Annotated in this window: 15 protein-coding genes and 1 other RNA gene; 3 read left to right on the top strand and 13 right to left on the bottom strand. The window is 72.7% G+C overall.

Annotation, left to right across the window (positions count from 1 at the left end; translation table 11 throughout):
• Positions 1 to 6: 6 nt before the first annotated feature.
• A complete protein-coding gene (locus tag ACFVXG_RS23610; RefSeq protein ID WP_387930377.1) occupies positions 7 to 600 on the bottom strand; it encodes a YqgE/AlgH family protein in 594 nt (197 codons plus the stop codon).
• A 300-nt stretch (positions 601 to 900) separates the two neighbouring features.
• On the opposite strand from ACFVXG_RS23610, the gene murA reads away from it, so the two are divergent.
• Positions 901 to 2241 carry a UDP-N-acetylglucosamine 1-carboxyvinyltransferase gene (gene murA, locus ACFVXG_RS23605; protein ID WP_387930376.1) on the top strand — a complete coding sequence of 447 codons (1341 nt, stop codon included), beginning with the start codon at positions 901 to 903 and terminating at the stop codon, positions 2239 to 2241.
• Positions 2242 to 2310: 69 nt separating this feature from the next.
• Here the strand turns inward: murA and ACFVXG_RS23600 are convergent, their stop codons facing one another.
• The 8 genes from ACFVXG_RS23600 to ftsE all read right to left on the bottom strand — a co-directional run bounded on the left by ACFVXG_RS23600 (position 2311) and on the right by ftsE (position 11338).
• Positions 2311 to 2592 carry an HU family DNA-binding protein gene (locus ACFVXG_RS23600; RefSeq protein WP_030059737.1) on the bottom strand — a complete coding sequence of 94 codons (282 nt, stop codon included), beginning with the start codon at positions 2590 to 2592 and terminating at the stop codon, positions 2311 to 2313.
• A 532-nt stretch (positions 2593 to 3124) separates the two neighbouring features.
• Positions 3125 to 4597 carry an NAD-dependent malic enzyme gene (locus tag ACFVXG_RS23595; RefSeq protein ID WP_387930375.1) on the bottom strand — a complete coding sequence of 491 codons (1473 nt, stop codon included), beginning with the start codon at positions 4595 to 4597 and terminating at the stop codon, positions 3125 to 3127.
• 348 nt (positions 4598 to 4945) lie between these two features.
• A complete protein-coding gene (locus ACFVXG_RS23590; protein WP_387930374.1) occupies positions 4946 to 7249 on the bottom strand; it encodes a HelD family protein in 2304 nt (767 codons plus the stop codon).
• A 152-nt stretch (positions 7250 to 7401) separates the two neighbouring features.
• Positions 7402 to 7783, bottom strand: a transfer-messenger RNA (tmRNA) gene (ssrA, locus tag ACFVXG_RS23585).
• Positions 7784 to 7869: 86 nt separating this feature from the next.
• The gene (gene smpB, locus ACFVXG_RS23580) at positions 7870 to 8346 is read right to left on the bottom strand and encodes an SsrA-binding protein SmpB (RefSeq protein WP_350504740.1); all 477 of its coding nucleotides are present in this window, start codon (positions 8344 to 8346) and stop codon (positions 7870 to 7872) included.
• A 63-nt stretch (positions 8347 to 8409) separates the two neighbouring features.
• Entirely contained in the window at positions 8410 to 9546 is a 1137-nt protein-coding gene (locus ACFVXG_RS23575; protein ID WP_387930373.1) for a S41 family peptidase, read from the bottom strand.
• A gap of 113 nt (positions 9547 to 9659) precedes the next feature.
• On the bottom strand, positions 9660 to 10571 hold the full coding sequence (gene ftsX / locus ACFVXG_RS23570; protein ID WP_350504738.1) for a permease-like cell division protein FtsX: 912 nt from the start codon (positions 10569 to 10571) through the stop codon (positions 9660 to 9662).
• A gap of 77 nt (positions 10572 to 10648) precedes the next feature.
• Complete coding sequence (ftsE, locus tag ACFVXG_RS23565) at positions 10649 to 11338, bottom strand: cell division ATP-binding protein FtsE (RefSeq protein WP_030059730.1); 690 nt, start codon at positions 11336 to 11338, stop codon at positions 10649 to 10651.
• A 368-nt stretch (positions 11339 to 11706) separates the two neighbouring features.
• Here ftsE and ACFVXG_RS23560 point away from each other — a divergent pair, with 368 nt between their 5' ends.
• Positions 11707 to 11901: a hypothetical protein gene (locus ACFVXG_RS23560; RefSeq protein ID WP_097237691.1), complete on the top strand. Its 195-nt coding sequence runs from the start codon at positions 11707 to 11709 to the stop codon at positions 11899 to 11901.
• 88 nt (positions 11902 to 11989) lie between these two features.
• Here the strand turns inward: ACFVXG_RS23560 and prfB are convergent, their stop codons facing one another.
• From prfB to ACFVXG_RS23545, 3 genes are all read right to left on the bottom strand, one after another.
• Complete coding sequence (gene prfB / locus ACFVXG_RS23555) at positions 11990 to 13102, bottom strand: peptide chain release factor 2 (protein WP_387930372.1); 1113 nt, start codon at positions 13100 to 13102, stop codon at positions 11990 to 11992.
• Between the two features lie 68 nt (positions 13103 to 13170).
• Positions 13171 to 14424, bottom strand: coding sequence for a serine/threonine-protein kinase (locus tag ACFVXG_RS23550; RefSeq protein ID WP_387930371.1), 1254 nt, complete (start codon positions 14422 to 14424; stop codon positions 13171 to 13173).
• 270 nt (positions 14425 to 14694) lie between these two features.
• Positions 14695 to 16554: a protein kinase gene (locus tag ACFVXG_RS23545; protein ID WP_387930370.1), complete on the bottom strand. Its 1860-nt coding sequence runs from the start codon at positions 16552 to 16554 to the stop codon at positions 14695 to 14697.
• Between the two features lie 439 nt (positions 16555 to 16993).
• On the opposite strand from ACFVXG_RS23545, the gene ACFVXG_RS23540 reads away from it, so the two are divergent.
• Positions 16994 to 19831: an FHA domain-containing protein gene (locus ACFVXG_RS23540; RefSeq protein WP_387930369.1), complete on the top strand. Its 2838-nt coding sequence runs from the start codon at positions 16994 to 16996 to the stop codon at positions 19829 to 19831.
• A gap of 84 nt (positions 19832 to 19915) precedes the next feature.
• On the opposite strand, the gene ACFVXG_RS23535 is transcribed toward ACFVXG_RS23540, so the two are convergent.
• Entirely contained in the window at positions 19916 to 24862 is a 4947-nt protein-coding gene (locus ACFVXG_RS23535; protein WP_387930368.1) for an NAD-glutamate dehydrogenase, read from the bottom strand.
• Between the last annotated feature and the right edge of the window lie 174 nt (positions 24863 to 25036).

The raw sequence follows: 25036 nt of genomic DNA, 5'->3' as shown, positions 1-25036 counted from the left end.
CCGCGCTCAGTTCATCGTCGGGTCGTCCGGGTAGGTCGCCAGCAGGGCCAGCGGGCCGCGCTGGCGGCGCAGCACCGAGCGCCAGAGCCGCTCCGGCTCGGGGCTGGAGACGTCCCCGGGCTCGCAGTCCACCAGGTACCAGGCGCCGCTCTCCAGCTCCGTCTCCAGCTGGCCCGGCGACCAGCCGGCGTACCCGGCGAAGATCCGCAGGCTCCCCAGCTCCCCGGCCAGCACCTCGGGCGGCGCCTCCAGGTCGACCAGGCCGATCGCGCCGTGCACCCGGCGCCAGCCGAGCGGCTCGCCGCTGCCCGGCTCCCCCGGCGCGACCGCCAGGCCGAGCGCCGAGTCCAGCGCCACCGGTCCGCCCTGGAAGACCACCGCGGGCTGCCCGACGAGTCTGCCCCAGCCGTCCAGCACACTGCCCACCTCGACCGGCGTCGGCCGGTTGAGCACCACGCCGAGCGCCCCCTCGGTGTCGTGGTCGAGGAGCAGCACCACCGCCCGGGCGAAGTTCGGGTCGGTGAGCACGGGCGTCGCGACGAGCAGACGGCCGGTGTGCGACCGGCCTCCGTGCGAATGGGCCGCCGTCATGCCACACATGATCCCGCAGAACGGCACCGGTCGGACACCGCAACACCCGAAACCCCGCCACGCCGGACGAACACCCGTACGGCCGTACCGGCGGGCGGGAGCGGGGCCGAAGAGAGCACCATCACGGGAGAGGCAAACGGGAACCACCGGGACGCCCACTACCATCTACGGATGGTGGACGCCCCTCTACGGTGCCGACTCGGATTCTCCGGGGGCCCGAACGCGCCCGTACGCCCGTACCACCGGTCCACCAGCGGCTCCGTCACCGGAGCCGTTCCCACTCCTCTGGCACCCCGGATTGCGAGAACGATGACCGACGACGTCCTGCTGGTCCACGGCGGAAACCCGCTCGAAGGCGAGATCCGCGTCCGCGGAGCGAAGAACCTGGTCCCCAAGGCCATGGTCGCCGCCCTCCTCGGCCAGGGCCCCAGCAGACTGCGCAACGTCCCGGACATCCGCGACGTCAAGGTGGTCCGCGGCCTGCTGCAGCTCCACGGCGTGACCGTGCGCACCGGCGACGAGGACGGCGAGCTGATCCTCGACCCCTCGCACGTCGAGAGCGCCAACGTCGCCGACATCGACGCCCACGCCGGCTCCTCGCGGATCCCGATCCTGTTCTGCGGCCCGCTGCTGCACCGCCTCGGCCACGCCTTCATCCCGGGCCTGGGCGGCTGCGACATCGGCGGCCGCCCGGTCGACTTCCACTTCGAGGTGCTGCGCCAGTTCGGCGCCAGCATCGAGAAGCACCCGCAGGGCACCTACCTGGTCGCCCCGCAGCGGCTGCGCGGCACCAAGATCGAGCTGCCCTACCCCTCGGTCGGCGCGACCGAGCAGGTGCTGCTCACCGCCGTCCTCGCCGAGGGCGTCACCGAGCTGCGCAACGCGGCCATCGAGCCGGAGATCGTCGACCTGATCTGCGTGCTGCAGAAGATGGGCGCGATCATCACCCTGGGCACCGACCGCACCATCCTGATCACCGGTGTGGACGAGCTGAACGGCTACAACCACCGGGCCCTCCCGGACCGCCTGGAGGCCGCCTCCTGGGCCTGCGCGGCGCTCGCCACCAAGGGCGACATCTACGTCCGCGGCGCCCGCCAGCTGGAGATGATGACCTTCCTCAACACCTTCCGGAAGGTCGGCGGCGCCTTCGAGGTGGACGACGAGGGCATCCGCTTCTGGCACCCGGGCGGCGAGCTCAAGGCGATCGCCCTGGAGACGGACGTGCACCCGGGCTTCCAGACCGACTGGCAGCAGCCGCTGGTGGTCGCGCTGACCCAGGCCACCGGCCTGTCCATCGTCCACGAGACGGTGTACGAGTCGCGCCTGGGCTTCACCGGCGCGCTCAACCAGATGGGCGCGCACATCCAGCTCTACCGCGAGTGCCTGGGCGGCACCCCGTGCCGCTTCGGGGCGCGCAACTTCCTGCACTCCGCGGTGGTCTCCGGCCCGTCCAAGCTGATGGGCGCCGAGCTGGTCATCCCGGACCTGCGCGGCGGCTTCTCGTACCTGATCGCGGCGCTGGCGGCCGAGGGCACCTCGACCGTGCACGGCATCGACCTGATCAACCGCGGCTACGAGAACTTCATGGAGAAGCTGCGGGACCTCGGCGCCCACGTCGAGCTGCCCAGCGAGCAGCTGGTCGACGCGTAACGACCGCGCACACGGCGAGAGGCCGGGCTCCCCGTGGGGAGCCCGGCCTCTCGGGCGTTCAAGGGTGGATCAGGCGCCCTTGGCGGCTTCCTTCAGCTTGGAGCCGGCGCTCACCTTGGCGCTGTAGCCGGCCGCGATCTGGATCGGCTCACCGGTCTGCGGGTTGCGGGCGGTGCGGGCAGCGCGGTGGGTGCGCTCGAAGGTCAGGAAACCGGGGATGGTGACCTTCTCGTCGCCCTTGGCGACGACCTCGCCGACGATCTCGGCGAAGGCGGCCAGAACGGCGTCGGCGTCCTTGCGGGTCACCTCGGCGCGCTCGGACAGCGCGGCCACCAGCTCACTGCGGTTCATGTGTACTCCTGTGGTCTGTTCGCTTGCGGTGTGCGGGGGCCCATCGGTGCTCCCACCGGGGGGCACCCGGATGGGCCGCAGGTCCGCACACTGTGCTCATGCAAGGCAATGCGTGGTCGCAGGCCGGGTCCGTACCCGATGCCGCGCGCCGGAGCCGTCGAAAAGGCCCGCCCGCCTGCCTGGGAACGAATCCTGCCCCGACCGGCCCCGAGAAAGCCAATCGGGCCCCGGCCGAGCCACCCGAACATCGCCCGTCCGTCGGAGGTGTGACGCTCCGTCGGCTCCGGCGGACCGGACGAGGGCGGCGGTCGGGACGACGCGCCGGAAGACCAGGGGGACGTTCCGTACTTGTCGGACACGCCTGCCCCGTGCAGGGCTACCGTACGCCCTAGGCACGACAAGCCCAAACACGCCCCTCGCCCTTGTGTCGCAAGGGTTCGGGGCAGGCTTGGGCGGGTATGGCCGCTAATCGGACATTTGACCGAACGGCGACGCGGCGCCGGGCCGGACCCGCGGGGGCCCGGCCGGGCCCTCAGAGCTTGACGGTGGGGAAGGCCGAGGTGTCCAGGGTGCCGACGATGCCGGGGGTCGGACGGGACGGCGTCGCGGGCTCCTGGGCGTCCGCCAGGGCCGCCTCGCGCACCGCGGCGGCGACGGTCTTGGCGACGTCCTTGTTGAAGACGCTCGGGATGATGTAGTTGGCGTTCAGCTCGTCGTCGGCGACGGTGGTGGCCAGCGCGCGGGCCGCGGCGATCATCATCTCGGTGTTGACCGTGCGGCTCTGGGCGTCCAGCAGGCCGCGGAAGACACCCGGGAAGACCAGCACGTTGTTGATCTGGTTCGGGAAGTCGCTGCGGCCGGTGGCGACCACGGCGGCGGTGTGCCGGGCCACGGCCGGGTCGACCTCCGGGTCCGGGTTGGCCAGCGCGAAGACGATCGACTGCTCCGCCATGGTGGCCAGGTCGTCGCCGTCCAGGACGTTCGGGGCCGAGACGCCGATGAAGACGTCCGCGCCCGCCACGGCCTCCTTGAGGCTGCCGGTGCGGCCCGAGCGGTTGGTGTGCTCGGCGATCCAGCGCAGGCTGTCGTTGAGGTCCTCACGGCCCAGGTGGACCACGCCGTGCACGTCGGCGACGGTGGCGTGCTCGACACCGGCGGCCAGCAGCAGCTTGAGGATCGCGGTACCGGCGGCGCCGGCGCCCGACATCACCACCCGGATGTCGCCGATCTCCTTGCCGACCACCTTCAGCGCGTTGGTGAGGGCGGCCAGCACCACGATCGCGGTGCCGTGCTGGTCGTCGTGGAAGACCGGGATGTCCAGGGCCTCGCGCAGCCGGGCCTCGATCTCGAAGCAGCGCGGCGCGGAGATGTCCTCCAGGTTGATGCCGGCGAAGCCGGGGGCGATCGCCTTGACGATGGCGACGATCTCGTCGCTGTCCTGGGTGTCCAGGCAGATCGGCCACGCGTCGATCCCGGCGAAGCGCTTGAACAGGGCCGCCTTGCCCTCCATGACGGGCAGCGCGGCCGCCGGGCCGATGTTGCCCAGGCCCAGCACCGCCGAGCCGTCGGTGACCACGGCGACGCTGTTGCGCTTGATGGTCAGGCGGCGGGCGTCCTCGGGGTTCTCGGCGATCGCCATGCAGACCCGGGCCACGCCCGGGGTGTAGATCATGCTCAGGTCGTCTCGGTTGCGGATCGGCAGCTTCGAGGACATCTCGATCTTGCCGCCGAGGTGCATCAGGAAGGTGCGGTCCGAGACCTTGCCGATCGACACGCCGTCGATCGCCCGGAGCTTCTCGACGATCTCCTCGCCGTGCGCCACCGAGGAGGCCGCGACGGTCACGTCGATGCGCAGCGCCTCCAGGCCGGAGGCGGTGACGTCGAGACCGGTCACCGATCCGCCGGAGGACTCCACTGCCGTGGTGATCGCACTGACCGCGTTGCCGCGGGCCGGGACCTCCAGTCGCACCGTGATCGAGTTGGAGACACTGGGCACCGTCGCCATCGACGCTTCCTTCTTCCGTCTGTCCCGCAGGCTCAACATTTTGTTGAAGGCATCGCCTGCGCATGCTAGACCTCGATCGTCGCACCTTCCAAGGGGTTGCCAGAAATAACGTTCATTGAGTGTGCGGATCCGACAAGCCCACCGCGTCGCCCACAGTCTCCGGGCGCACACTCCTTGCCTCTCCCGGCCGATGCGTTACATTGGACGGGACACCGGCTCGATCCAAGCCCCCGGGCCCAACCTTCGTCCCTCAGAGGGACCACTTGCCGCGAGGCGAGCATGGCGGGTCGGTGTCGTAAACGTCCGAAGGCCCCTCACCACCGGTGAGGGGCCTTCGTCGTGGGTGCGTCAGCCGTGCAGCAGCGCGGGCACGCCGGCCGCGTCCGGCAGGTCGTCAGGGCCGGACAGCACGGTCAGCCGCTGGGTCGCCCGGGTGAGCGCCACGTACAGCACCCGCAGGCCCGCCTCCGACTCGCCGGCGATGCCGGTCGGGTCGGCGACCACCGTCGCGTCGTACTCCAGGCCCTTCGCCTCCAGGCTGCCCAGCACCACCGCGCGCTCGCCCAGGCCCTCGGCCCAGCCCGCCGCCTCGGCCCGGCGGTCCATCGGCACCACGATCGCCACGGTGCCGTCCACCTCGCCCAGCAGCCGCTCCAGCTCGCCCCGGGCGGCCTTGCCGAAGGCCTCCGGCGAGGGGTCGGTGACGGCCGCGAAGCGCGGCTCCACGCCCACGTGGCGCACCGCGCTCGGCGAGGGCGTGCCCGGCGCGGCCAGCGCCAGCACCTTGGCCGCGACCTCGGCGATCTCGGCCGGGTTGCGGTAGTTGACGGTCAGCGTGAAGCGGCGGCGCGGCTTGCCGGCCAGCACCTCGTCCAGCGCGGCCTGGGCCTCCTGGGGGAACGGCCAGGAGGACTGCGCCGGGTCGCCCACGATGGTCCAGGTCGCCATCCGGGACCGCCGGCCGATCATCCGCCACTGCATCGGGGTGAGGTCCTGGGCCTCGTCCACGATGACGTGCGCGTACTCCTTGCGCTCCACCGGCAGGCGCTCGCGCTGGCGGGAGTTGCGGTCGGCGAAGGTGGTGACCTCCTCCAGGCCGCTCAGCAGGTCCACCGCGTCCACCTCGCGGACCTTCGGGCGGGCCGGCTCGCCGAGCAGCAGCTGCAGCTCGTCCACCAGCGCCACGTCGTGCGCGGACAGCTCGCCCTCGCCCCGCGGCGACAGGTGGCGCCAGGAGGCGGCCAGCAGCCTGGCCTCGTCCGGGGTCACGGCGCGGCGGGCGATCCGGTTGGTGTGCCGGGTCTGCTTGAGCGTGCCGAGCACCCGGCGCGGGGTCAGCGCCGGCCACCAGGCGTCCAGGAAGTCCAGGAACGACGACTCGTCCGAGACGTAGTCGTCGAAGGACTCCTTCTCCTCCTGGCGCTGCTCCCGGCTGTAGTGGTCGGTGGGCTTGGGCAGGTGCCTGGTGGCCTCCTGCCACAGGGCGTCCAGCAGCAGCCGGCGGGCGCGCGGGCGCAGCAGGTTCAGCGGGGTGCCGCCGGAGCCCACCACGTTGCCGCGGACGGCCCTGAGCCGGCCCGCGTCCAGCTTCAGCACCTCGCCGCGGGCGACCACCTTGAGCTCCTGCGGGGCGCCCAGCTCCAGCGCCGCCCGGGCGGCCCGGCGCAGCAGGTGCACCATCCGGGCCGAGCCCTTGACCCGGGCCGCCTCCGGGGCGTCGTAGGTGCCCGCCTCGATGCCGTCCACCAGCGAGCCGACCGCGCGGATCGCGACCTGGCCCTCCTCGCCCAGCGAGGGCAGCACGCCCTCGGTGTACGAGACCAGCAGCGCGGTGGGCGAGACCACCAGGATGCCCCCGGCGTAGCGGCGGCGGTCCTGGTAGAGCAGGTACGCGGCGCGGTGCAGGGCGACGGCGGTCTTGCCGGTGCCGGGGCCGCCGGTGACGAGCGTGGCCCCGGCCGCGGCGGCCCGGATCACCTCGTCCTGCTCCTTCTGGATGGAGGAGACGATGTCCCGCATGGAGTGGCTGCGGGCGCGGCCGAGCGAGGCCATCAGCGCGCCGTCGCCGACCACGGCCAGCTCCCGGCCGCCCAGGGTCGGCGTGAGGTCGGGGCGCAGCAGGTCGTCCTCGACGCCGATCACCTTGCGGCCCTTGGAGCGGATCACCCGGCGGCGGATCACCCGGCCGGGCTCCACCGGGGTGGCGCGGTAGAACGGCGCGGCGGCCGGGGCCCGCCAGTCGATCACCAGCGGGCCGAACTCGGCGTCCAGCACGCCGAGGCGGCCGATGTGGAGGGTCTCGGCGACGGCCGGGTCGGCCGGGTCGAGCGGGGTGTTCGAGGGGATGCCGTGTTCCTCCGGGGCGTCGGCCTGCTGGAGGTCGATCCGGCCGAAGAGGAAGTCCTCGAACTCGTTGTTGAGCCGCTGGAGGTGCGCGCCGGCCCGGTAGACCTGGGCGTCGCGCTCGGCGAGCGCGCCGGGAGTGCCGACCTGGACCCGCTTGGCGGCGTCCTCCAGGATGTACTCCGCCTCGGCGAGCTTCTCCTCCAACCGGTGGTAGACGGTGTCGAGGTGCTGCTGCTCACCGGCGATCTCACGTGCCCGGACGGTCTCGTGATCGGCGGTGGGGGTGGTGTCCGTGTTGCTCTGCATGGCCTCGGTGGTTGCGACGGAATCCGGCTCCGGAAAACGAGCGGACGGATGATCCTACGCCGCGACCCCCCGCACGCGCTGCTCCGGAACGTACAAAATCCGAAGGCCGCCCTCCGCATCAGCGGTGGACGGCCTTCGGTGTGAACATGGGGTGGTGGAGATGCCGGGAATCGAACCCGGGTCCAGTGGAGTTAATTCAGGGCTTCTCCGAGCGCAGTCCGCTGTGATTTTCTCGGCCCTGGCAGTCACGCGGACAAGCCGCCAACAGGCCCAGCTGCTGTTTGATTTCCCATCCACCCCCGCAGCCCGGGCGGACGGTTGAGTTCCCTAGATTATGCCAGGGTCCGGGTCGGGAACTCCCCGGTCTGACACCCAAGCGCTATCGGTGCTTATTAGGCAGCGAGAGCGAACTGCTGGGAATCGCGCTTAGAGTTGGCGATTATTTTTTTGCGACACGTGGTTAACGAGATCATTGCCGCGTTCCTCGGCTCGCTTCCCCTGTTTCAACATCCCCTGTCGAAACCGATCATCCCCATGTTTTTTTGAGAAACAGCTCGGACGGTGACCGTCCGTGTTGCTGGCGCCATAGTACGCGAGGCGACGGGCGAGGGTCCAGCGGATTAACCCTGGCGTCGTCGGGCCGCCGCCACGGCGCGCGCCGTCTCCCGGGTGTCCTGCTTCTCCCGCAGCGTCTGGCGCTTGTCGTACAGCTTCTTGCCGACCGCCAGCGCGAGTTCGAGCTTGACCCGGCCGTCCTTGAAGTACAGGGACAGCGGGACCAGGGTGTGGCCCGCGTCGCGGACCTTGGTCTCGATCTTCTGGATCTCCATCCTGTGCAGCAGCAGCTTGCGCTTGCGCCGGGCCGCGTGGTTGGTCCACGTCCCCTGGGTGTACTCGGGGATGAAGACGTTGTCGATCCAGGCCTCGCGGTTCTGGATGTAGGCGTAGCCGTCGACCAGGTTGGCCCGCCCCTCACGCAGCGACTTGACCTCGGTGCCGGTGAGTACGAGGCCGCACTCGTAGGTGTCGAGGATCGTGTACTCGTGTCGCGCCTTCTTGTTCTGCGCGATCAGCTTGTGTCCGGTTTCCTTTGCCATAGCGCGGCCATTCTCGCACTTCGACGCCGGATCGGGCAGCCGCTTTACCGCCCGGCGGCCGGGTCAGGACCGGGTCCCGAGCCCGGCCAGGACGCGCAGGGCGAGGGCGTCGGCGTCCTCGCCCGCGGCGGCCGGGACGTCCGGGGTCAGGCCGGTGCCGTCCAGGGAGCGGCCGGCCGGGGTGTAGTAGCGGCCGACGGTCAGCTCCAGCACCGCTCCGTCGGCGAGCCTGCTGGGCTGCTGGACGGTGCCCTTGCCGAAGGTCCGGGCGCCCACCACCACGGCGCGGCTGCGGTCCTGGAGGGCTCCGGCGAGCAGCTCGGCGGCGCTCATCGTGCCGCCGTCCACCAGCACCACCAGCGGGGTGCGCCGGTCGCCGCCCGGCGGGGCGGTCAACTCCCGCTTCTCGCCGCGCTCCTGGTACGAGCCGACGGTGCCGCCGTCCAGGAAGCTCCCGGCGGTGCCGACCGCCTCGTCCAGCAACCCGCCGGAGTTGCCGCGCAGATCGAGCACCGTACCGGTGTGCGGGGCGCGCAGCGCGGCACGCACCTGGTCGGCCACGCCGCTGGTGAAGGCCCGGACGGTGATCCGCAGCACGCCCCCGTCCAGGTGCTCGGCGGTGACCTGCGTGCTGTCCAGCAGCACCCGCCGCAGCCGCAGTTCGCGCACCTCGCCGCCGTCGCGCTGGACGGCCAGCGTGACCTCGGAGCCGGCCCGGCGCTCGTCACCCTGCCCGCGCAGCCGGGCGACCACCTCGGTGACCGGCAGCCGGTCGGCCTGGTCCCGGTCGATCCGCAGCAGCCGGTCGCCGGGGGCGATCCCGGCCTCGGCGGCCGGTCCGGCCGGGGTGACCTGGGAGACGGCGGTGACGCCGTCCTCGCCGCGGCCGACCGACAGGCCGACCCCGGGGTAGCGGCCGTCCAGGCCCTGGCTGAACTCGGCGTACTCCTGGGCGCTGTAGTACGCGCCCCAGCGGTCCCCGCCGGCCGCCAGCAGGTGCTCGGCCTGCTGCTCGGACAGCGCGGCGCCCGCCGGGTCCGCCGGGAGCCCGGCGGCGGCCGGCGCGACGTCGGCGGAGGCGCGGCGCGGCGGGTCGCCCGGGTCGCCCCAGGCACCGGTCGCGGCCCCGGCCAGCAGCACGGCACCGAACACCAGGCTGAGGGCGGCCACCTGACGCGCCCTGCGCGGAGTTTGCAGCATGGCACCGGAGTGTAGACACCGCTCCGCGCGCGGCGGGCCGGAACGGCGGAGCGCGGAACGGCGACGGCCCCGTACGGCGCAGTGCCGTACGGGGCCGAAGCGACTTCCGGGGATCAGACCTTGAGGTACTTGCGCAGCGTGAAGAACGCCGCGATGCCGGCCATGCCCATACCGACCACGACCAGCAGCGGGATCACCGCCAGCACCGAGCCGAGGCCGATGAAGTGGATGAACTGCACCCGGTCCGCCAGCCAGCCCTGGACGAAGAAGTGCCCGCCGACCAGCAGGCCGGAGGCCAGCGCCGCACCGAGCAGCGCGGAGAACGCGGCCTCGGCGATGAACGGCATCTGGACGTAGAAGTTCGAGGCGCCGACCAGGCGCATGATGCCGGTCTCGCGCCGCCTGCTGTACGCCGACACCCGGACGGTGTTGACGATCAGCAGCAACGCGACGAACAGCATCAACACCATGATCACGAACGCCGCCGTCTGCAGGCCGTTGAGCAGACCGAACAGGTTCTCCAGGATCTTCCGCTGGTCCTCGACCGATTTGACGCCGGGCTTGCCCGCGAAGGCGCTCTGGATGACGTCGTACTTGGTCGGGTCGTTGAGCTTCACCCGCCAGGACTGCGGCATGGCGTCCGGGCCCAGGACGGAGATGAGCGGGTTGTCCGGGTTCATGTCCTTCCAGTGCTTGTACGCCTCCGCGGAGCTCTCGTACGTGGACGACTGGACGACCGAACTCATCTTGTCCAGCTGGTCCTTGATGTCCTGGACCTGCTGGTCGGTGGCCGCGCCCTTGTCGCACTGGGGCGAGTTGCGGGCATCCGCCTTGGTACAGAAGTAGATGCTCACCTCGACCTTGTCGTACCAGTACCCCTTCATGGAGTTCACCTGGTCGCGGACCAGGAGCGAGGAACCGGCGAGGGCGAGGGAGAGCGCGACGCTGACCACGACCGCGATGGTCATGGTCAGGTTGCGTCGGAGACCCACACCGATCTCCGACAGGACGAACTGGGCACGCATGCGGGAAACAACTCCAGGGTCGGTACTGCGTGGTCGGACGGGCCGGGCCTGCGGCCCTACGGGTCAGCGCCGGTCGGTCAGTGCTGGTATCCGTAGACGCCGCGGGCCTGGTCGCGGACGAGCAGCCCCTTGTCGAGCTCGATGACGCGCTTGCGCATCTGGTCGACGATGGCCTGGTCGTGGGTGGCCATCAGCACCGTGGTGCCGGTGCGGTTGATCCGGTCGAGCAGCTTCATGATGCCGACCGAGTTCTGCGGGTCCAGGTTTCCGGTGGGCTCGTCCGCGATGAGCAGCATCGGGCGGTTCACGAAGGCGCGGGCGATCGCGACGCGCTGCTGCTCACCACCGGACAGCTCGCCCGGCATGCGGTCCTCCTTGCCGCCGAGGCCGACCAGCTCCAGCACCTCGGGCACCACCTTGTTGATGGCGCTCTTGGGCTTGCCGATCACCTCCAGCGCGAAGGCGACGTTCTGCGCGACCGTCTTGTTCGGCAGCAGGCGGAAGTCCTGGAAGACGGTGCCCAGCTGGCGGCGCATGTGCGGCACCTTCCAGTTGGACAGCTTGCCGAGGTCCTTGCCCAGCACGTGCACCGCGCCCGTGGAGGGACGCTCCTCGCGCAGGCACAGGCGCAGGAAGGTGGACTTGCCCGAGCCGGACGAGCCGACCAGGAAGACGAACTCACCCTTCTCGATCTCCAGCGAGACGTTGTCCAGGGCGGGACGGTTCTGCTTGGGATAGGTCTTGGAGACGTTGTCGAATCTGATCACGGCTGCATCACGGAGGCCATCCTAGGCGGCGCCAGTCCTCGGTCGGTCCGCCCCGGAGGCCGGGTCCGGGGGCGGGCGATGGGAGCGCGGAGGGCCGCTCCCGGTCTGGGACCATACGCGAACCGGCGGTCGGCCCGCAGGGACAGCCCAGGACGGACTTCGGAATCTGGGGGAGAATGTCCGGTTGTGCCCCGATAATTGCGAGCCATCTCACAGCCCGGGAGCCGGAACGGCCAGAACCTGGCAGAGTGGAGGTGACGGCCGTGTCCGGCCGCTCCCCCGTACAGGGCAGACTCCCCCGTACAGGTAAGAAGAGGGAACCAAAGCCCCGTCCGGTGCGTTGGCTGTAGCAGCGAGGAGGAGATCGCATGACCTGCGACCATCTGGTGTGCGCCAACTGCAACGGCCGCGTCAGCGACGGGCGTTGCCCGGTGTGCCGCGCCAACCGGGCCCGGCTGCAGGAGCAGCAGGGGCCGTTCGCCGCGCTCTCCCCCGCGTTGCTGCTGGCCCTGCTGGCCGGGCTGCTCGCGGTGGCGCTGATCGCACGGCAGGCGCTGGCCTGAGAATTCGAGGTACGCCGAAGGGCCCCGACCGCTGCGGTCGGGGCCCTTCGCGTGTGCCTGCTGTGCGCCTCGCTGTTGCTCGGCGCTGTTACTCGGCGCTGGTCTCGCGCTGCTTGCGCCAGCGGATGCCCGCCTCGATGAAGCCGTCGATGTCGCCGTCCAGGACCGCCTGCGGGTTGCCCGCCTCGTACGCGGTGCGGACGTCCTTGACCATCTGGTACGGGTGCAGCACGTAGGAGCGCATCTGGTTGCCCCAGGAGCTGCCGCTGTCCTTGAGCGCGTCCATCGCCGCGCGCTCCTCCTGGCGGCGCCGCTCCAGCAGCTTGGCCTGGAGGACGTTCATCGCGGAGGCCTTGTTCTGGATCTGCGAGCGCTCGTTCTGGCAGGAGACCACCACGCCGGTCGGGATGTGCGTGATGCGCACCGCCGAGTCGGTGGTGTTGACGCCCTGGCCGCCGGGGCCGGAGGCGCGGTAGACGTCGATGCGCAGCTCGGACTCGTCGATGTCGACGTGGTCGGACTGCTCGACGACCGGGAGCACCTCGACGCCGGCGAAGGAGGTCTGCCGGCGGCCCTGGTTGTCGAAGGGCGAGATGCGGACCAGGCGGTGGGTGCCCTGCTCGACCGAGAGGGTGCCGTACGCGTAGGGCGCCTTCACGGTGAAGGTCGCGGACTTGATGCCGGCCTCTTCGGCGTACGAGGTGTCGTACACCTCGGTCGGGTACCCGTGCCGCTCGGCCCAGCGCAGGTACATGCGCATCAGCTGCTCGGCGAAGTCGGCGGCGTCCACGCCACCGGCCTCGGCGCGGATGTTGATCAGCGCCTCGCGGGCGTCGTACTCGCCGGAGAGGAGGGTGCGGACCTCCAGCTCCTCGACGGCCTTCTGGAGCGCCTTGAGCTCGGCCTCGGCCTCGGTGCGGGTGTCCGCGTCGTCCTCGGCCTCGGCGAGCTCGAACAGCACGCCCAGGTCGTCGATGCGGCTGCGGAGCCCCTCGACGCGGCGCAGTTCGCCCTGGAGGAAGGAGAGCCGGCTGGTCACCTTCTGTGCGTTCGCGACGTCGTCCCACAGGGTGGGGGCGGCTGCCTCCTCCTCCAGGACCGCGATGTCGGCCCGGATCTTGTCCAGGTCGAGGACGGCCTCGATCGACCCCATGGTCGTATCGAGGTTCTTGAGCTCTTCGGAAGGATCGACGGCTGCCACGCCCCCAGCGTAATGGTTCCGGGGGTGGTCATGACGACACCCCCGGTTCCGCTGCCGTTCCCCCCGGGCTACGGAGCCCGCGGAGCGGTGCTGTGCACGGCCGGGCGGGCCGGGTGGCCGGCGCCCGGTTCGGTGGCCGCGAAGGCCGTCCAGGCCGCGGCGGCGCCCGCCAGCAGCAGGACGGTGGCCAGCAGGACGGCCAGCAGCCGGCGGCGGCGCAGCAGGGCCGCGCGGTCCCGGCGGTGGCCCGGGGCGGTGCGCTGGGCGCGGGACTCGGCGGCGTACGCGGCCAGCTCGTCGGCCGAGGGGCGGCGCAGGCTGGTGTGGGTGTCCCGGGTGGAGTCCGGGGCGACGCCCGGCACCAGCGGGACGGCCGGGCCGCGGCGGCGCTTGTGGGTGCCCGGGCCGGCGTCCACCTCGGCGTAGACGGCCTCGCCCGGGGTCAGCTGCTCCTCGGCCGGGGCGCGGCCCTGCGAGGGCACGGCCAGCACCGGCAGGCCGGCCAGCGAGGGCAGCTGCTCGCGCAGCCGGGCGGCCAGCTCGGCGGCGCGCAGCCGGGAGGCCGGGGCCTTGGCCAGGCACTCGGAGATGATCCGCCACAGCCCGTCCGGCAGGCCGGGGATCGGCGGCACCTGCTCGGTGACGTGCCGGCGCAGCACCGCGCCGGTGTGGCCGCCGCCGAACGGGGTGGAGCCGGCCAGCAGTTCGTACAGCACGGTGGCGAGGGCGTAGATGTCGACGGCGGCGCGCGGCTCCAGGCCCTCGATGATCTCGGGGGCGAGGTAGTCGGGGGTGCCGATGATCCGGGTGGCCCGGGTGCGGCGCGGGGCGTCGACCAGGCGGGCCACCCCGAAGTCGGTGAGCTTGGCGCGCGGGGCGCCGCCCGGGCCGGGGGCGGCGGCGAGGTCGAGCAGGACGTTCTCCGGCTTGACGTCGCGGTGGACGATCCCGGCCGCGTGCGCGGCCGCCAGGCCGTCGGCGACGTCGGCGATGATCGAGGCGGCGGCCTGCGGCGGGAGGGCGCCGTCCCGCTCCAGCCGGGAGCGCAGGTCGGTGCCCTGGACGAGCTCCATCACCAGGGCGAGGTCGCTGCCGTCCACGACCATGTCGCGCACGCCGACCACCCGGGGGTGGTCGAGGCTGGTCAGCGCGGTGCGCTCCTGGACGAAGCGGCCGACCAGCACCTGGTCGGCGGCGAGGTCCTCGCGCAGCAGCTTGACCGCCACCGGGCCGTCGGGCCCCTCACCGAGCCAGACCGTCCCGGCCGAACCCCGGCCGATCACCTGGTGGACGGTGTACCGGCTGCCGATCTTGCGTGCCAATGCTGCTCCGTGGGCGGCGCGGGAGCGCTCCGGGGGTCCGGGTGCGCTCGGTGGGGCGGGACAACAGCGACCAACCTACGCGCCCGGACCCCCGGTGCGGGCCGCCTGGGGGCCGTGGAGCGGCACTCCGGGGCGAGAAATCTCGCGGATTGTCGACAAAGCGTCAATCCTGGCTTCCGGGCGGGGTCCGGACACCCGGTCAGCCGCCGGAGCGGCCCGCCGCCCGATCCCGTCACCCCGAGCCGTCCGGGCCCGCACCCCGGGCCCGCGTCAGTTGCCGGAGCTGCCGATGATGTTGTTCACCCAGTCCCGGGCGGTGTCGAACCAGCCCACGACGTTGTCCCAGTAGTGCGGCAGCGGCGTGAAGTTCCACAGCGCCAGCGCGGCCACCGCCAGCACCAGCAGCACCATCAGACAGCCCTTGAGGCAGCCCAGCCCCGGGATGTACATCCGGTTGCGGCTGCGCGGGCGCCGCTCGCGCGGCGGGGCGCTCTCCCGGCGGGGCTGCTCGCGCGGCTCCTCCCGGGGCGGCCGGGGCTCCCGGTACTGCGGCGCGGGCGGCTCGGCCCGGCGCGGCACCGGGGTGGGCGGGGGCGGCGGCGGGTAGCCGCCCTGCGGCTGGCCGTGGCCGGACGGGGCCTGCCGGTAGCCGCCGGGCGGCTGCGGACGGCCGCCGCCCTGGGCGCCCTGGCCCCCCTGGCCGCCCTGGTTGACCTGGTAGGGCGGCGGGGCGACCGGCGGGCGCTGGGCGTAGCCGGGCGGCGGCGCCTGCCGGCGCTGGTCCGGGCGGTAGCCGGCCGGCGGCTGCGGCTGGTAGCCGGGGGCGCCCTGGCCCCCCTGATTCGCCTGGTAGGGCTGCGGGGCGACCTGCGGGTCCTCGAAGTCCTCCGGCCCGAAGTAGCCGACCTGGGTCTGCTGGTTGCGGTCGCGCGCCGCCCGCAGCTGGGTCTGCCACGGGTGCGGCGCCTCCTCCTGCGGCCCGGGCGGCCCGACCGGCGGGGGCGGCGGCACGGCGGTGGGCGGCATCACCTGGGTGCGGTCCTGGGTGCCGTACGGGGGCGCGGGCGGCGGCTGGGTGCCCATCACCCGGGTCGCCGCGGCCGGGTCGTACTGCGGGCCGCCCGGGGGCGGGGGCAGCACCTGGGTGCGGTCCTCGGCCCCGGGGAGGCCGGGCCCGCCGGGGACGACCGGCACGGTGCCGGGCACGGCGGTCGGCTGCGGGTCCGGCAGCAGCAGGGCGCCGACCGCCAGCGCCTCGTCCACCGCCGCCGGGGAGGCGTGCACCCCGACCCCGGCCGCGACCACCCGCAGCGCGCGGGCCAGCGCGGTGGCGCTCGGCCGCTGCGCCGGGTCCTTGCGCAGGCAGCGCTCGATCACCGTCCAGAGCGGCTCGGGCATGGTGCTGGGCCGCTGCGGCTCCTGCGCCAGGTGGGCCTGGAGCACGGCCAGGGCGCTGTCGCCCTGGAACGGCTGGCGGCCGGTGACCAGCTCGTACAGCATGATCCCGGCGCCGTAGACGTCCACCGCGGAGGTCTGCGGGCGGCCCTCGGCGGACTCCGGCGCGACGTACGCGGGGGTGCCGACGAACTCGTGGGTGCGGGTGACGCCCGGGGAGTCGGCCAGCCGGGCGATGCCGAAGTCGGTGAGCAGCGGGTGCATCTGCTCGGTGCCCTGCACCAGGGTGGAGGCGAGCAGCACGTTGGCCGGCTTGAGGTCGCGGTGGACGATCCCGTCCGCGTGGCTGGCCGCCAGCGCGTCCGCGACCTGGGCCATCAGCAGGGAGCCGGCGATCGGGCTGAACGGGCCGTTGGCGCGCAGGTAGCGGGCCAGGTCGGGGCCCTCCACCAGGTCCATCACCAGCGCCAGCAGCTCGCCCTCGACGACCAGGTCGCGGACCCGGACGATGTTCGGGTGGCTCAGCCGCAGCAGCAGCGAGCGCTCGCGCAGGAAGCGCATCACGACGTCCGGGTCGGCCGCCAGTTCCTCGCGCAGCACCTTGATCGCCACCTGCTGCCCGGGCTCGCTGCCCGGCGCCTGGACGTCCTGGCGCACCAGACCGCGCCAGACCGTCCCGGTGGCACCCCGCCCCAGGGTTTCATCAAGCAGATACTTGCTGCCGACTGGCCGCACCTGTCGCACTCCTCGCCGTGCCGCCCGCGGGGCGCTCCCCCGCCGGTTCGCGGTGAGCCTGCCGGGCCCGTGTCTGCGGCCACTCTAACGGGGTCCGTACGGGTTTTTGAGGTGACCGGCGGGCCGTCGGAGCAGGGTTGGGGGACATCCCCTAGGGGACTGCCCGGAGGCGGTGGCCGGGCCCCTGCGCGGGGCGGGCCTGGCGACGGTTGACCTGACCCTCCGTCGCCTCCACCATGGCGATGATCGCAAGATCGTCAAATCCGGTACCGCGCGCGGACTGTCCACGCCGGATGGCAGGATGGACACTCGCCACTCGTGTGGCCCAAAGGGTCGCCGCGACGCGCCCCCGCGCGTCCGCGACGACACCCCGGGCAGCGGTACGACACCCGGGCAGCGGTACCAGGCATCACACCAGCAGAAGGGACCCGCGGGCGAGATGCAGATCCGGCTGACCGTCCTCCGACCGCGCAGCGGCCCGACCGCCGCCGGCTCCGCCATCCCCTACGTGGACGTGCTGGTCACCGCACCCGTCGGCACCGCGCTCGGCGCCATCGCGGGCGCGCTCGCGGGCGCCGTCGGCGTGCGCGGACCGCGGGCCGCCACCCATGTGCACCTGTACGCCGGGGCGCACCGGGTGGACGAGCACACCCTGCTCGGCCACCCCCCGCTGCTCGACGGCGCCGTCCTCAGCCTCAACGAGCCCGACCCGACCGCCGACGACCCCGACGACACCCCCGCCGCGGCCGAACTGCGCGTGGTCGGCGGCCCGGACGCCGGCGGCGTGCACCGGCTGCACGGCCGGGAGATCCGGATCGGCCGCTCGGGTGAGGCCGACGTCCCGCTCGACGACCCGGACGTCTCCCGGCTCCACCTCTCCCTCCACCTCGGCGAGGACGGCCGGACCACCGTCCGCGACCTCGGCTCCACCAACGGCACCACCCTGGACGGCCGGATCGTCCCGCCCCTGCCGCCCGAGGCCGCCGTCCCGCTCGAACACGGCGCCCTGCTGCGGATCGGCGAATCCACCCTCCAGCTCCTCGAACCGCTCGGCCGGACCAGCCGCTCCGCCCTGCCCGACGGCAACGGCCACCTCCAGCTCGCCGCCCCCGGCCCGGCCAGGCCCGCGCCGCCCGTCCACGAACCGCCCGCCGCCCCCGAGCCCGCCCCGGGCCGCGGCCGCGGCCTGTTCTCGCTGCTGCCCGGCCGCGCCGCCGAACCGCCCGGCCAGGAGAGCGCCGAACGCCACCACGCCGCGGTCCGGCTGCGCCAGGCCGCCGCCCAGCGCGAGCGCTGGCCCGACCTCGCCACCGTGCTGCTCAACGCCGTCGGCCCCGGCCCCCGGCTCTGGGAGCGCGGCCCCGGTCACCCCGACGCGCTCACCCTGCGGCTGGGCACCGCCGACCGCCCCGGCGGCCCCGGCACCACCCCCGGCACCCTGCTGCCCGCCGTCCCGGTCACCCTCGACCTGCAGACCGCCGGCAGCCTCGGCCTCAGCGGCCCGCGCGAACGCCTCGACGCGCTCACCCGCGCCGTCGTCGCCCAGCTCGCCGCGCTGCACCCGCCGACCGGGCTCAGCCTGGTCGTGGTCGACGCCGACCCGGCCCGCAGCCCCGAGGACCGCGTCGACACCTGGGCCTGGGCGCTGTGGCTCCCCCACCTGCGCCCCGCCGACGGCCAGGACTGCCGACTGCTGATCGGCCTCGACGACGACCAGGCCACCGCCCGGCTCACCGAACTCACCGCCCGGCTCAGCGGCCCGACCGGCCTCGGCGGCCACCCCGCCACCGTGGTCGTGGTGGACGGCCGCCCGGCCACCGAGGCCGCCCGGCACGCGCTCGACCTGCTGCTGCGCCAGGGCCCGGCGGTCGGGATCTTCCCGGTCTGCCTCGCCGAACAGCCCGAGCTGCTCCCCCGGGGCCTCGGCGCCACCGCCCTGATCACCGGCGAGGTCGGCACCCAGCTCTCCCTGGACCGCCCGGTCGCCCGCGGCCGGGAGACCCTGCACGAGGTCTCGCTGGACGCCGTCTCCGACACCTGGGCCGAGCGGCTGGCCCGCGTCCTCGCCCCGCTGCGCGAGGCCGCCCCCGCCTCCCGCGGCCCGCTGCCGGACGCGCTGCGGCTGCTCGACCTGCTCCAGCTCGACACCGTCACCCCGGCCAAGCTCTCCGCCCGCTGGGCCGCCCACGCCGGCGGCATCGGCGCCGCCACCGCGCTGCTCGGCACCACCCGGGACGAGCTGTGCACCCTCGACCTGGCCGACCCCGAACTCGCCCTCCCCTCCCCCGACCCGGGCGGCCCGCACCTGCTGATCGGCGGCGCCCGCGGCTCCGGCAAGACCGAGCTGCTGCGCACCCTGGTCGCCTCGCTCGCCGTCTCCGAGCGGCCCGAGCGCCTCGCCGTCACCATCATCGAGGGCCGGGCCACCGGCGACGACCAGGACGGCCTGGACGGCTGCACCGAACTGCCGCACGTCACCGGCCGGGTGAACGCCGCCGCCGACCCGCGCGCCGCACTCCTCGCCGCCGAGGCGCTGGAGGACGAACTCGCCCTGCGGGAGAGGCTGTTCGACGGCCTGGACTTCGCCTCCTGGCACGCCACCCGGATCTTGGACGAGCACAGCCTGGACGGACACAGCCTGGACGGCCACGGCGCGAACGCCGTACCGGTGCCCGCCACCGTCGGCGCCGGCCCGGCCTCCGCCGTGCCCCGGATCATCCCGCCGCGCAGCGCCGACGGCCCCCGGGCCTCCGCCGCGCCCGCCGCTCCCGTCCCGGCCCGGCTGATCGTCGTCGTCGACGACTACGACGCGCTGCTCTCCCCCGTCTCCCCGGTCGGCCGCCCGCTGGCCCGCGCACTCGCCGCCGTCGCCCGGCGCGGCGGCCCGCTCGGCATCCACCTCGCCGTCGCCACCGGCCGCCCGGAGGAGAGCGCCGGCACCGAGGTCGACGAGGCCGCCCTGCTGCGGATCGCGCTGCGCACCGAGGACCCGGCCGACTCCGACCTGCTGATCCACCTCGGCGACGCGGCCGCCCTCCCCGAGGACACCCCCGGCCGCGGCTACCTGCGCCGCCCGGACGGCGGCGTCACCGCCTTCCAGACCGCCCGGATCAGCGGCCGCATCCCCCGCACCGCCACCCTGCGCCCCACCGTGGTCGCGATAGACCCGCTCCAACTCGGCGCCCCACCCGCCCGCCGCCCGGTCCGCGAACTCGGCAACGGCCCCACCGACCTCGCCCTCCTCGCCAGCGCCCTCCAACGCGCCGCCTCCCGCTAGGCCCGCGCGGGGCGATAAGGGGAAGGGGTGGGAATGCGGAAGGGCCCGCGTCCGAGGACGCGGGCCCTTCCGTACAGCCGTCCGTCAGCGCATCGAACCGGTGCGCAGCAGGGTGCGGATGACCCGCATCGCGACCGAGAGGCTGGACAGCTCGTAGTTGTCCGAACCCCTTATGTCGTCGAGGGTGGCCTTGGCCCGGTTCAGCAGGGTGGAGTTGAGGTCCGCCCAGGCGGTGTAGCGCTCCTCGGGGCTGGCGCCGTCGGGGCCGCAGGCCAGGATGTCGGCGGTCAGCGCCGCGTGCGCCGCGAAGAGGTCCTCGCGGATCGCGGCCCGGGCCATCGACGACCAGCGGTCGGTGCGGGGCAGGTCGATGATGCGGTCGAGCAGGTGCGAGATCTGCAGGCGGTCGCCCAGGTCGTAGTACAGCTCGGCGACCTCGGCGACGTCCTTGCCGGAGCGGTCCGCGACCTCGGTGATGTCCAGGGTCGGGAAGACCGAGGACAGTCCGGCGATCCGGGTGGCCAGCGCGTCCGGCACGCCGGCCGCGGCGAGCTCGCCCTGGATGCCCTCGAACCAGGTCAGGTCCTCGCCGCGGAGCGGCTTGGGCAGGGAGCCCCAGACCTGGTGGATCCGGTCGTGGAAGAACTCGATGGTGCCGGCGATGTCGAGCGGCTGGCGGCGGTTGTTGAGCATCCACCGGGTGGCGCGCTCGACCAGGCGCCGCGAGTGCAGCCGCATCTTGGTCTGGATCCGGGCCGGGACCTTGTTGTCCAGGCCCTCGATCTCGGCCCAGATCTCCTCCAGGCCGAAGACGGCCCGCGCGGCGGTGTGCGTCCGGGCGATCTCCTCGTAGGTCGCGCCGGTCTCCTCCTTCAGGCGGAAGGCGAAGGTGCAGCCACCGCGGTTGATCGTGTCGTTGACGATCAGCGTGGTGATGATCTCGCGGCGCAGCGCGTGGTTGTCGATCGCGTCGGCGAACTTCGCCCGCAGCGCGCTCGGGAAGTAGTCGTGCAGCGCGGTGCGGAAGTACGGGTCGTCGGGCAGGTCGGTGGCCAGCAGCTCGTCGGCCAGGATGATCTTGGTGTAGGCGAGCAGGACGGACATCTCCGGCTGCGACAGCCCGCGGCCGTTCTGCTGGCGCTCACGGATCTGGCGCTCGGCGGGCAGGAACTCCAGCCCGCGGTCGAGCCGGCCGGCCGCCTCGAACCGGTTGATCATCCGGGCGTGGACGTTGACCATGCTGTGCGCCTGGGCGACGGCGTTGGCCAGCACCACGTTCTGCGCGTAGTTGTTGCGCAGCACGAGGTGGCCGACCTCGTCGGTCATCTCGGCGAGCAGGGTGTTGCGCTGCTTGACCGTCATGTCGCCCTCGGCGACGACCTGGTTGAGCAGGATCTTGATGTTGACCTCGTGGTCCGAGGTGTCCACGCCGGCCGAGTTGTCGATGGCGTCGGTGTTGATCCAGCCGCCGGCGCCCTCCGGGCCGCCGGTGGCCGCGTACTCGATGCGGCCGAGCTGGGTGCAGCCGAGGTTGCCGCCCTCGCCGATGACCCGGGCCCGGACCTGCTCGCCGTTGACCCGGATGGGGTCGTTGGCCTTGTCGCCGACCTCGGCGTTGGTCTCGGTGGAGGCCTTGATGTAGGTGCCGATGCCGCCGTTCCAGAACAGGTCGACCGGCGCCTGGAGGACGGCCTTCATCAGCTCGGCCGGGGTCAGGCGGGTCTCCTGGATGCCCAGGGCCGCCCGGACCTGCGCGCTGACCTGGATCGACTTGGCGCTGCGCGGGAAGACCCCGCCACCGGTCGAGATCAGCGACTTGTCGTAGTCGTCCCAGGAGCTGCGCGGCAGCTCGAACAGCCGACGGCGCTCGGCGTACGAGACGGCCGCGTCCGGGTTCGGGTCCAGGAAGATGTGGCGGTGGTCGAAGGCCGCGACCAGCCGGATGTGCTCGCTGAGCAGCATGCCGTTGCCGAAGACGTCGCCGGACATGTCGCCGATGCCGACGACCGTGAAGTCCTCGGTCTGGGTGTCGTGGCCCAGCTCGCGGAAGTTGCGCTTGACCGACTCCCAGGCCCCGCGGGCGGTGATGCCCATGCCCTTGTGGTCGTAGCCGGCCGAGCCGCCGGAGGCGAAGGCGTCGCCCAGCCAGAAGCCGTACGACTCCGCGACGCCGTTGGCGATGTCGGAGAAGGTCGCGGTGCCCTTGTCGGCGGCGACCACCAGGTAGGTGTCGTCCTCGTCGTGGCGGACCACGTCGGCCGGGTGGACGACCTCGCCGGCCACCAGGTTGTCGGTGATGTCGAGCAGCGCCGAGATGAAGGTCTTGTACGAGGAGACGCCCTCGGCCAGCCAGGCGTCGCGGTCCACCGACGGGTCCGGCAGCTGCTTGGCGACGAAGCCGCCCTTGGCGCCGACCGGGACGATGACGGTGTTCTTGACCATCTGGGCCTTGACCAGGCCGAGGATCTCGGTGCGGAAGTCCTCGCGCCGGTCGGACCAGCGCAGACCGCCGCGGGCGACCTTGCCGAAGCGCAGGTGCACGCCCTCGACCTGCGGCGAGTAGACCCAGATCTCGAACGCCGGGCGCGGGGCCGGCAGGTCCGGGATGGCCTTCGGGTCGAACTTCATCGACACGTAGGAGTGCCACTCGCCGGAGCCGTCGTGCTGGAAGAAGTTGGTCCGCAGGGTGGCCTTGATGAGGTTCAGGAAGGAGCGCAGGATGCGGTCCTCGTCCAGCGAGACGACCTCGTCGAGCGCGCCGGCCAGCTCCTCCAGGATGCCCTCGGTCAGCTCCAGGGCACCGGAGCGGTGGCTGGGGCTCAGCCGGGCCTCGAAGAGGTTGACCAGCAGGCGGGTGGTGTGGGTGTTGTTGCGGAGCGCGTCCTCCATGTAGTCCTGGGAGAACGTGGAGCCCGCCTGGCGCAGGTACTTGGCGTAGGCGCGCAGCACCATCGCCTGGCGCCAGTTCAGCCCGGCGGTGAGGACCAGCTCGTTGAAGCCGTCGTTCTCGGCCTTGCCGGTCCAGGTCGCGGCGAAGGTCTCCTGGAAGCGCTCGCGGGCCTCGTCGGTGAGCTCGGTGGCCTCGCGCAGCTTGAGGCCGAAGTCGTACACCCACGCGGTGGTGCCGTCGGAGCGGCGCAGCGCGTACGGGTGCTCGTCCAGGACCTCGACGCCCAGGCGCTGGAGCACCGGCAGGACCTCGGTGAGCGAGATCGGGCCGCCGACCCGGTAGATCTTGAAGCGGCGCTCGTCGTCGCCCGCGCCGACCGGCTGGTACAGGTTCAGGCGGAAGTCGCCCGCGCCGTGCAGCGACTCGATCTGCTTGATGTCCGAGACGGCGGTGCGCGGCGGGAAGTCGGCGCGGTAGCCGTCGGGGAAGGCGTTGGCGTACTTGTGGCCGAGCTCGGCGGCCTTCTCCTCGCCCAGTTCGGTGTGCAGCTGGTCGTGGAAGCCGTCCATCCAGAACCGGGCGGCCTCGGCCAGCCGGTTCTCGATCCGCTCGATGTCGGAGTCGGTGAGCCGGGGCAGCTCGGTGCCCGGGGCGACCCGGACCACGAAGTGCAGGCGGGTCAGCACCGACTCGGTGGCGTACACCGTGTAGTCGATGGTGGCGCCGTTCAGCTCCTCCTTGAGGATGTCGGTGAGCAGCAGCCGGATGCGCGTGGTGTAACGGTCGCGCGGCAGGTAGATGAAGGCGGAGAAGTAGCGCCCGTACTCGTCCTGGCGCAGGAAGAGGCGCAGCTTACGGCGCTCCTGCAGGTAGAGCACGCTGGTGGCGATGGAGAGCAGCTCGGCGGCCGAGGTCTGGAAGATCTCGTCGCGCGGGAAGGTCTCCATAATCTGCAGCAGGTCGCGGCCGTCGTGGCTCTCGCTGGAGAAGCCGGAGCCGTCCAGCACCTCCTGGACCTTGCGGCGCACGACCGGGATGCGGGTGACCGACTCGGTGTAGGCGGCGGAGGAGAACAGGCCGAGGAAGCGGCGCTCGCCGGTCGGCTCGCCGGCGGCGTTGAACTTCTTGACGCCGACGTAGTCGAGGTAGGCCGGGCGGTGCACGGTGGAGCGGCTGTTGGCCTTGGTCAGGACGAGCAGCTTCTTTTCGTGGGCCTTGGCGCGGACCGGGGCGGACAGCCGGCCGAAGGCCTCGGAGACCGAGTGGTGGCGGTCGTCGTGGCTGTGCGGGTCGGAGCGCAGGATGCCGAGGCCGGTCCCGGCGACGGCCTTGAGGACCTCCTCGCCCTCGTGCTCGACCAGGTCGTACTCGCGGTAGCCGAGGAAGGTGAAGTGGTCGTCGGCGAGCCAGCGCATCAGCTCCCAGGCCTCGCCGACCTCCTGCTCGGGCAGCTCGGCCGGGGGCTCCTCGGCCAGCTCGTCGGCCAGGCGCAGCGCGCTGTCGCGCATCTTGCCCCAGTCCTCGACGACCTCGCGGACGTCGCCGAGCACGCGGCGCAGGTTGGTCTCGATGGTGCGCAGGTCGTCGCGGTCGGTCTCGCGGTCGATCTCGATGTGCATCCACGACTCGACGCTCGCGTCGGCGGGCCACTCGGCGCCGGCGGCCTGGCTGCGGGCGCAGGCGTCGACGTCCAGGATCTCCAGCAGCTTGCCGGTGATGTCACGGCGGACGACCAGCTGGGGGTGGACGACGAGGTGGATCGCGCGGTCCTGGCGGGAGAGCTCGTTGGTGACGGAGTCGACCAGGAAGGGCATGTCGTCGGTGACGACCTCGACCACGGTGTGGCCGCAGGACCAGCCGTTCTCCTCGACCGAGGGGGTGTGGACCCGCACCTCGGCGGTGCCCTGGGGTCGCTTGAGGCCCAGGCGGTAGTGGGAGGCGGCCGCGCCGTACACGTCGACCGGGTCGAGGTCGACCAGGTCCTCGGGCGCGGTGTGCAGGTAGTAGTGGTGCAGGTACGCGGTCAGAGCACCGTTGCTCAGACCCTCCCCAGGCGCCGCTCCCCCCACCTGGCTGTTCTCAGCGGCTGCGGCTGCCTTCTTGAGCAGTTCGGCCTTGGCTGCGTCCAGCTTGGTCTGCATGACTTCTTGGCTCCTGTCGCGCGCCGTTGCGTGACTCGGTGGTGTGTGGGTGTACACCGACTGGTCGCTCGCAATCCTGCCGCACCGTCCGACTGAAAGGGGCTCATGGCACGCATGAAACGCCCTCCCAGCGGGTAGGACGATTCGTTCGTCCTGCAAGCCACCCGACGACGT

This window comes from Kitasatospora sp. NPDC058162 (genome assembly GCF_042884005.1).
In the GTDB taxonomy this organism is placed as follows: domain Bacteria; phylum Actinomycetota; class Actinomycetes; order Streptomycetales; family Streptomycetaceae; genus Kitasatospora.
Note: the sequence above shows the minus strand (reverse complement) of the source record. Positions and strands in the feature narration are given on the sequence as shown.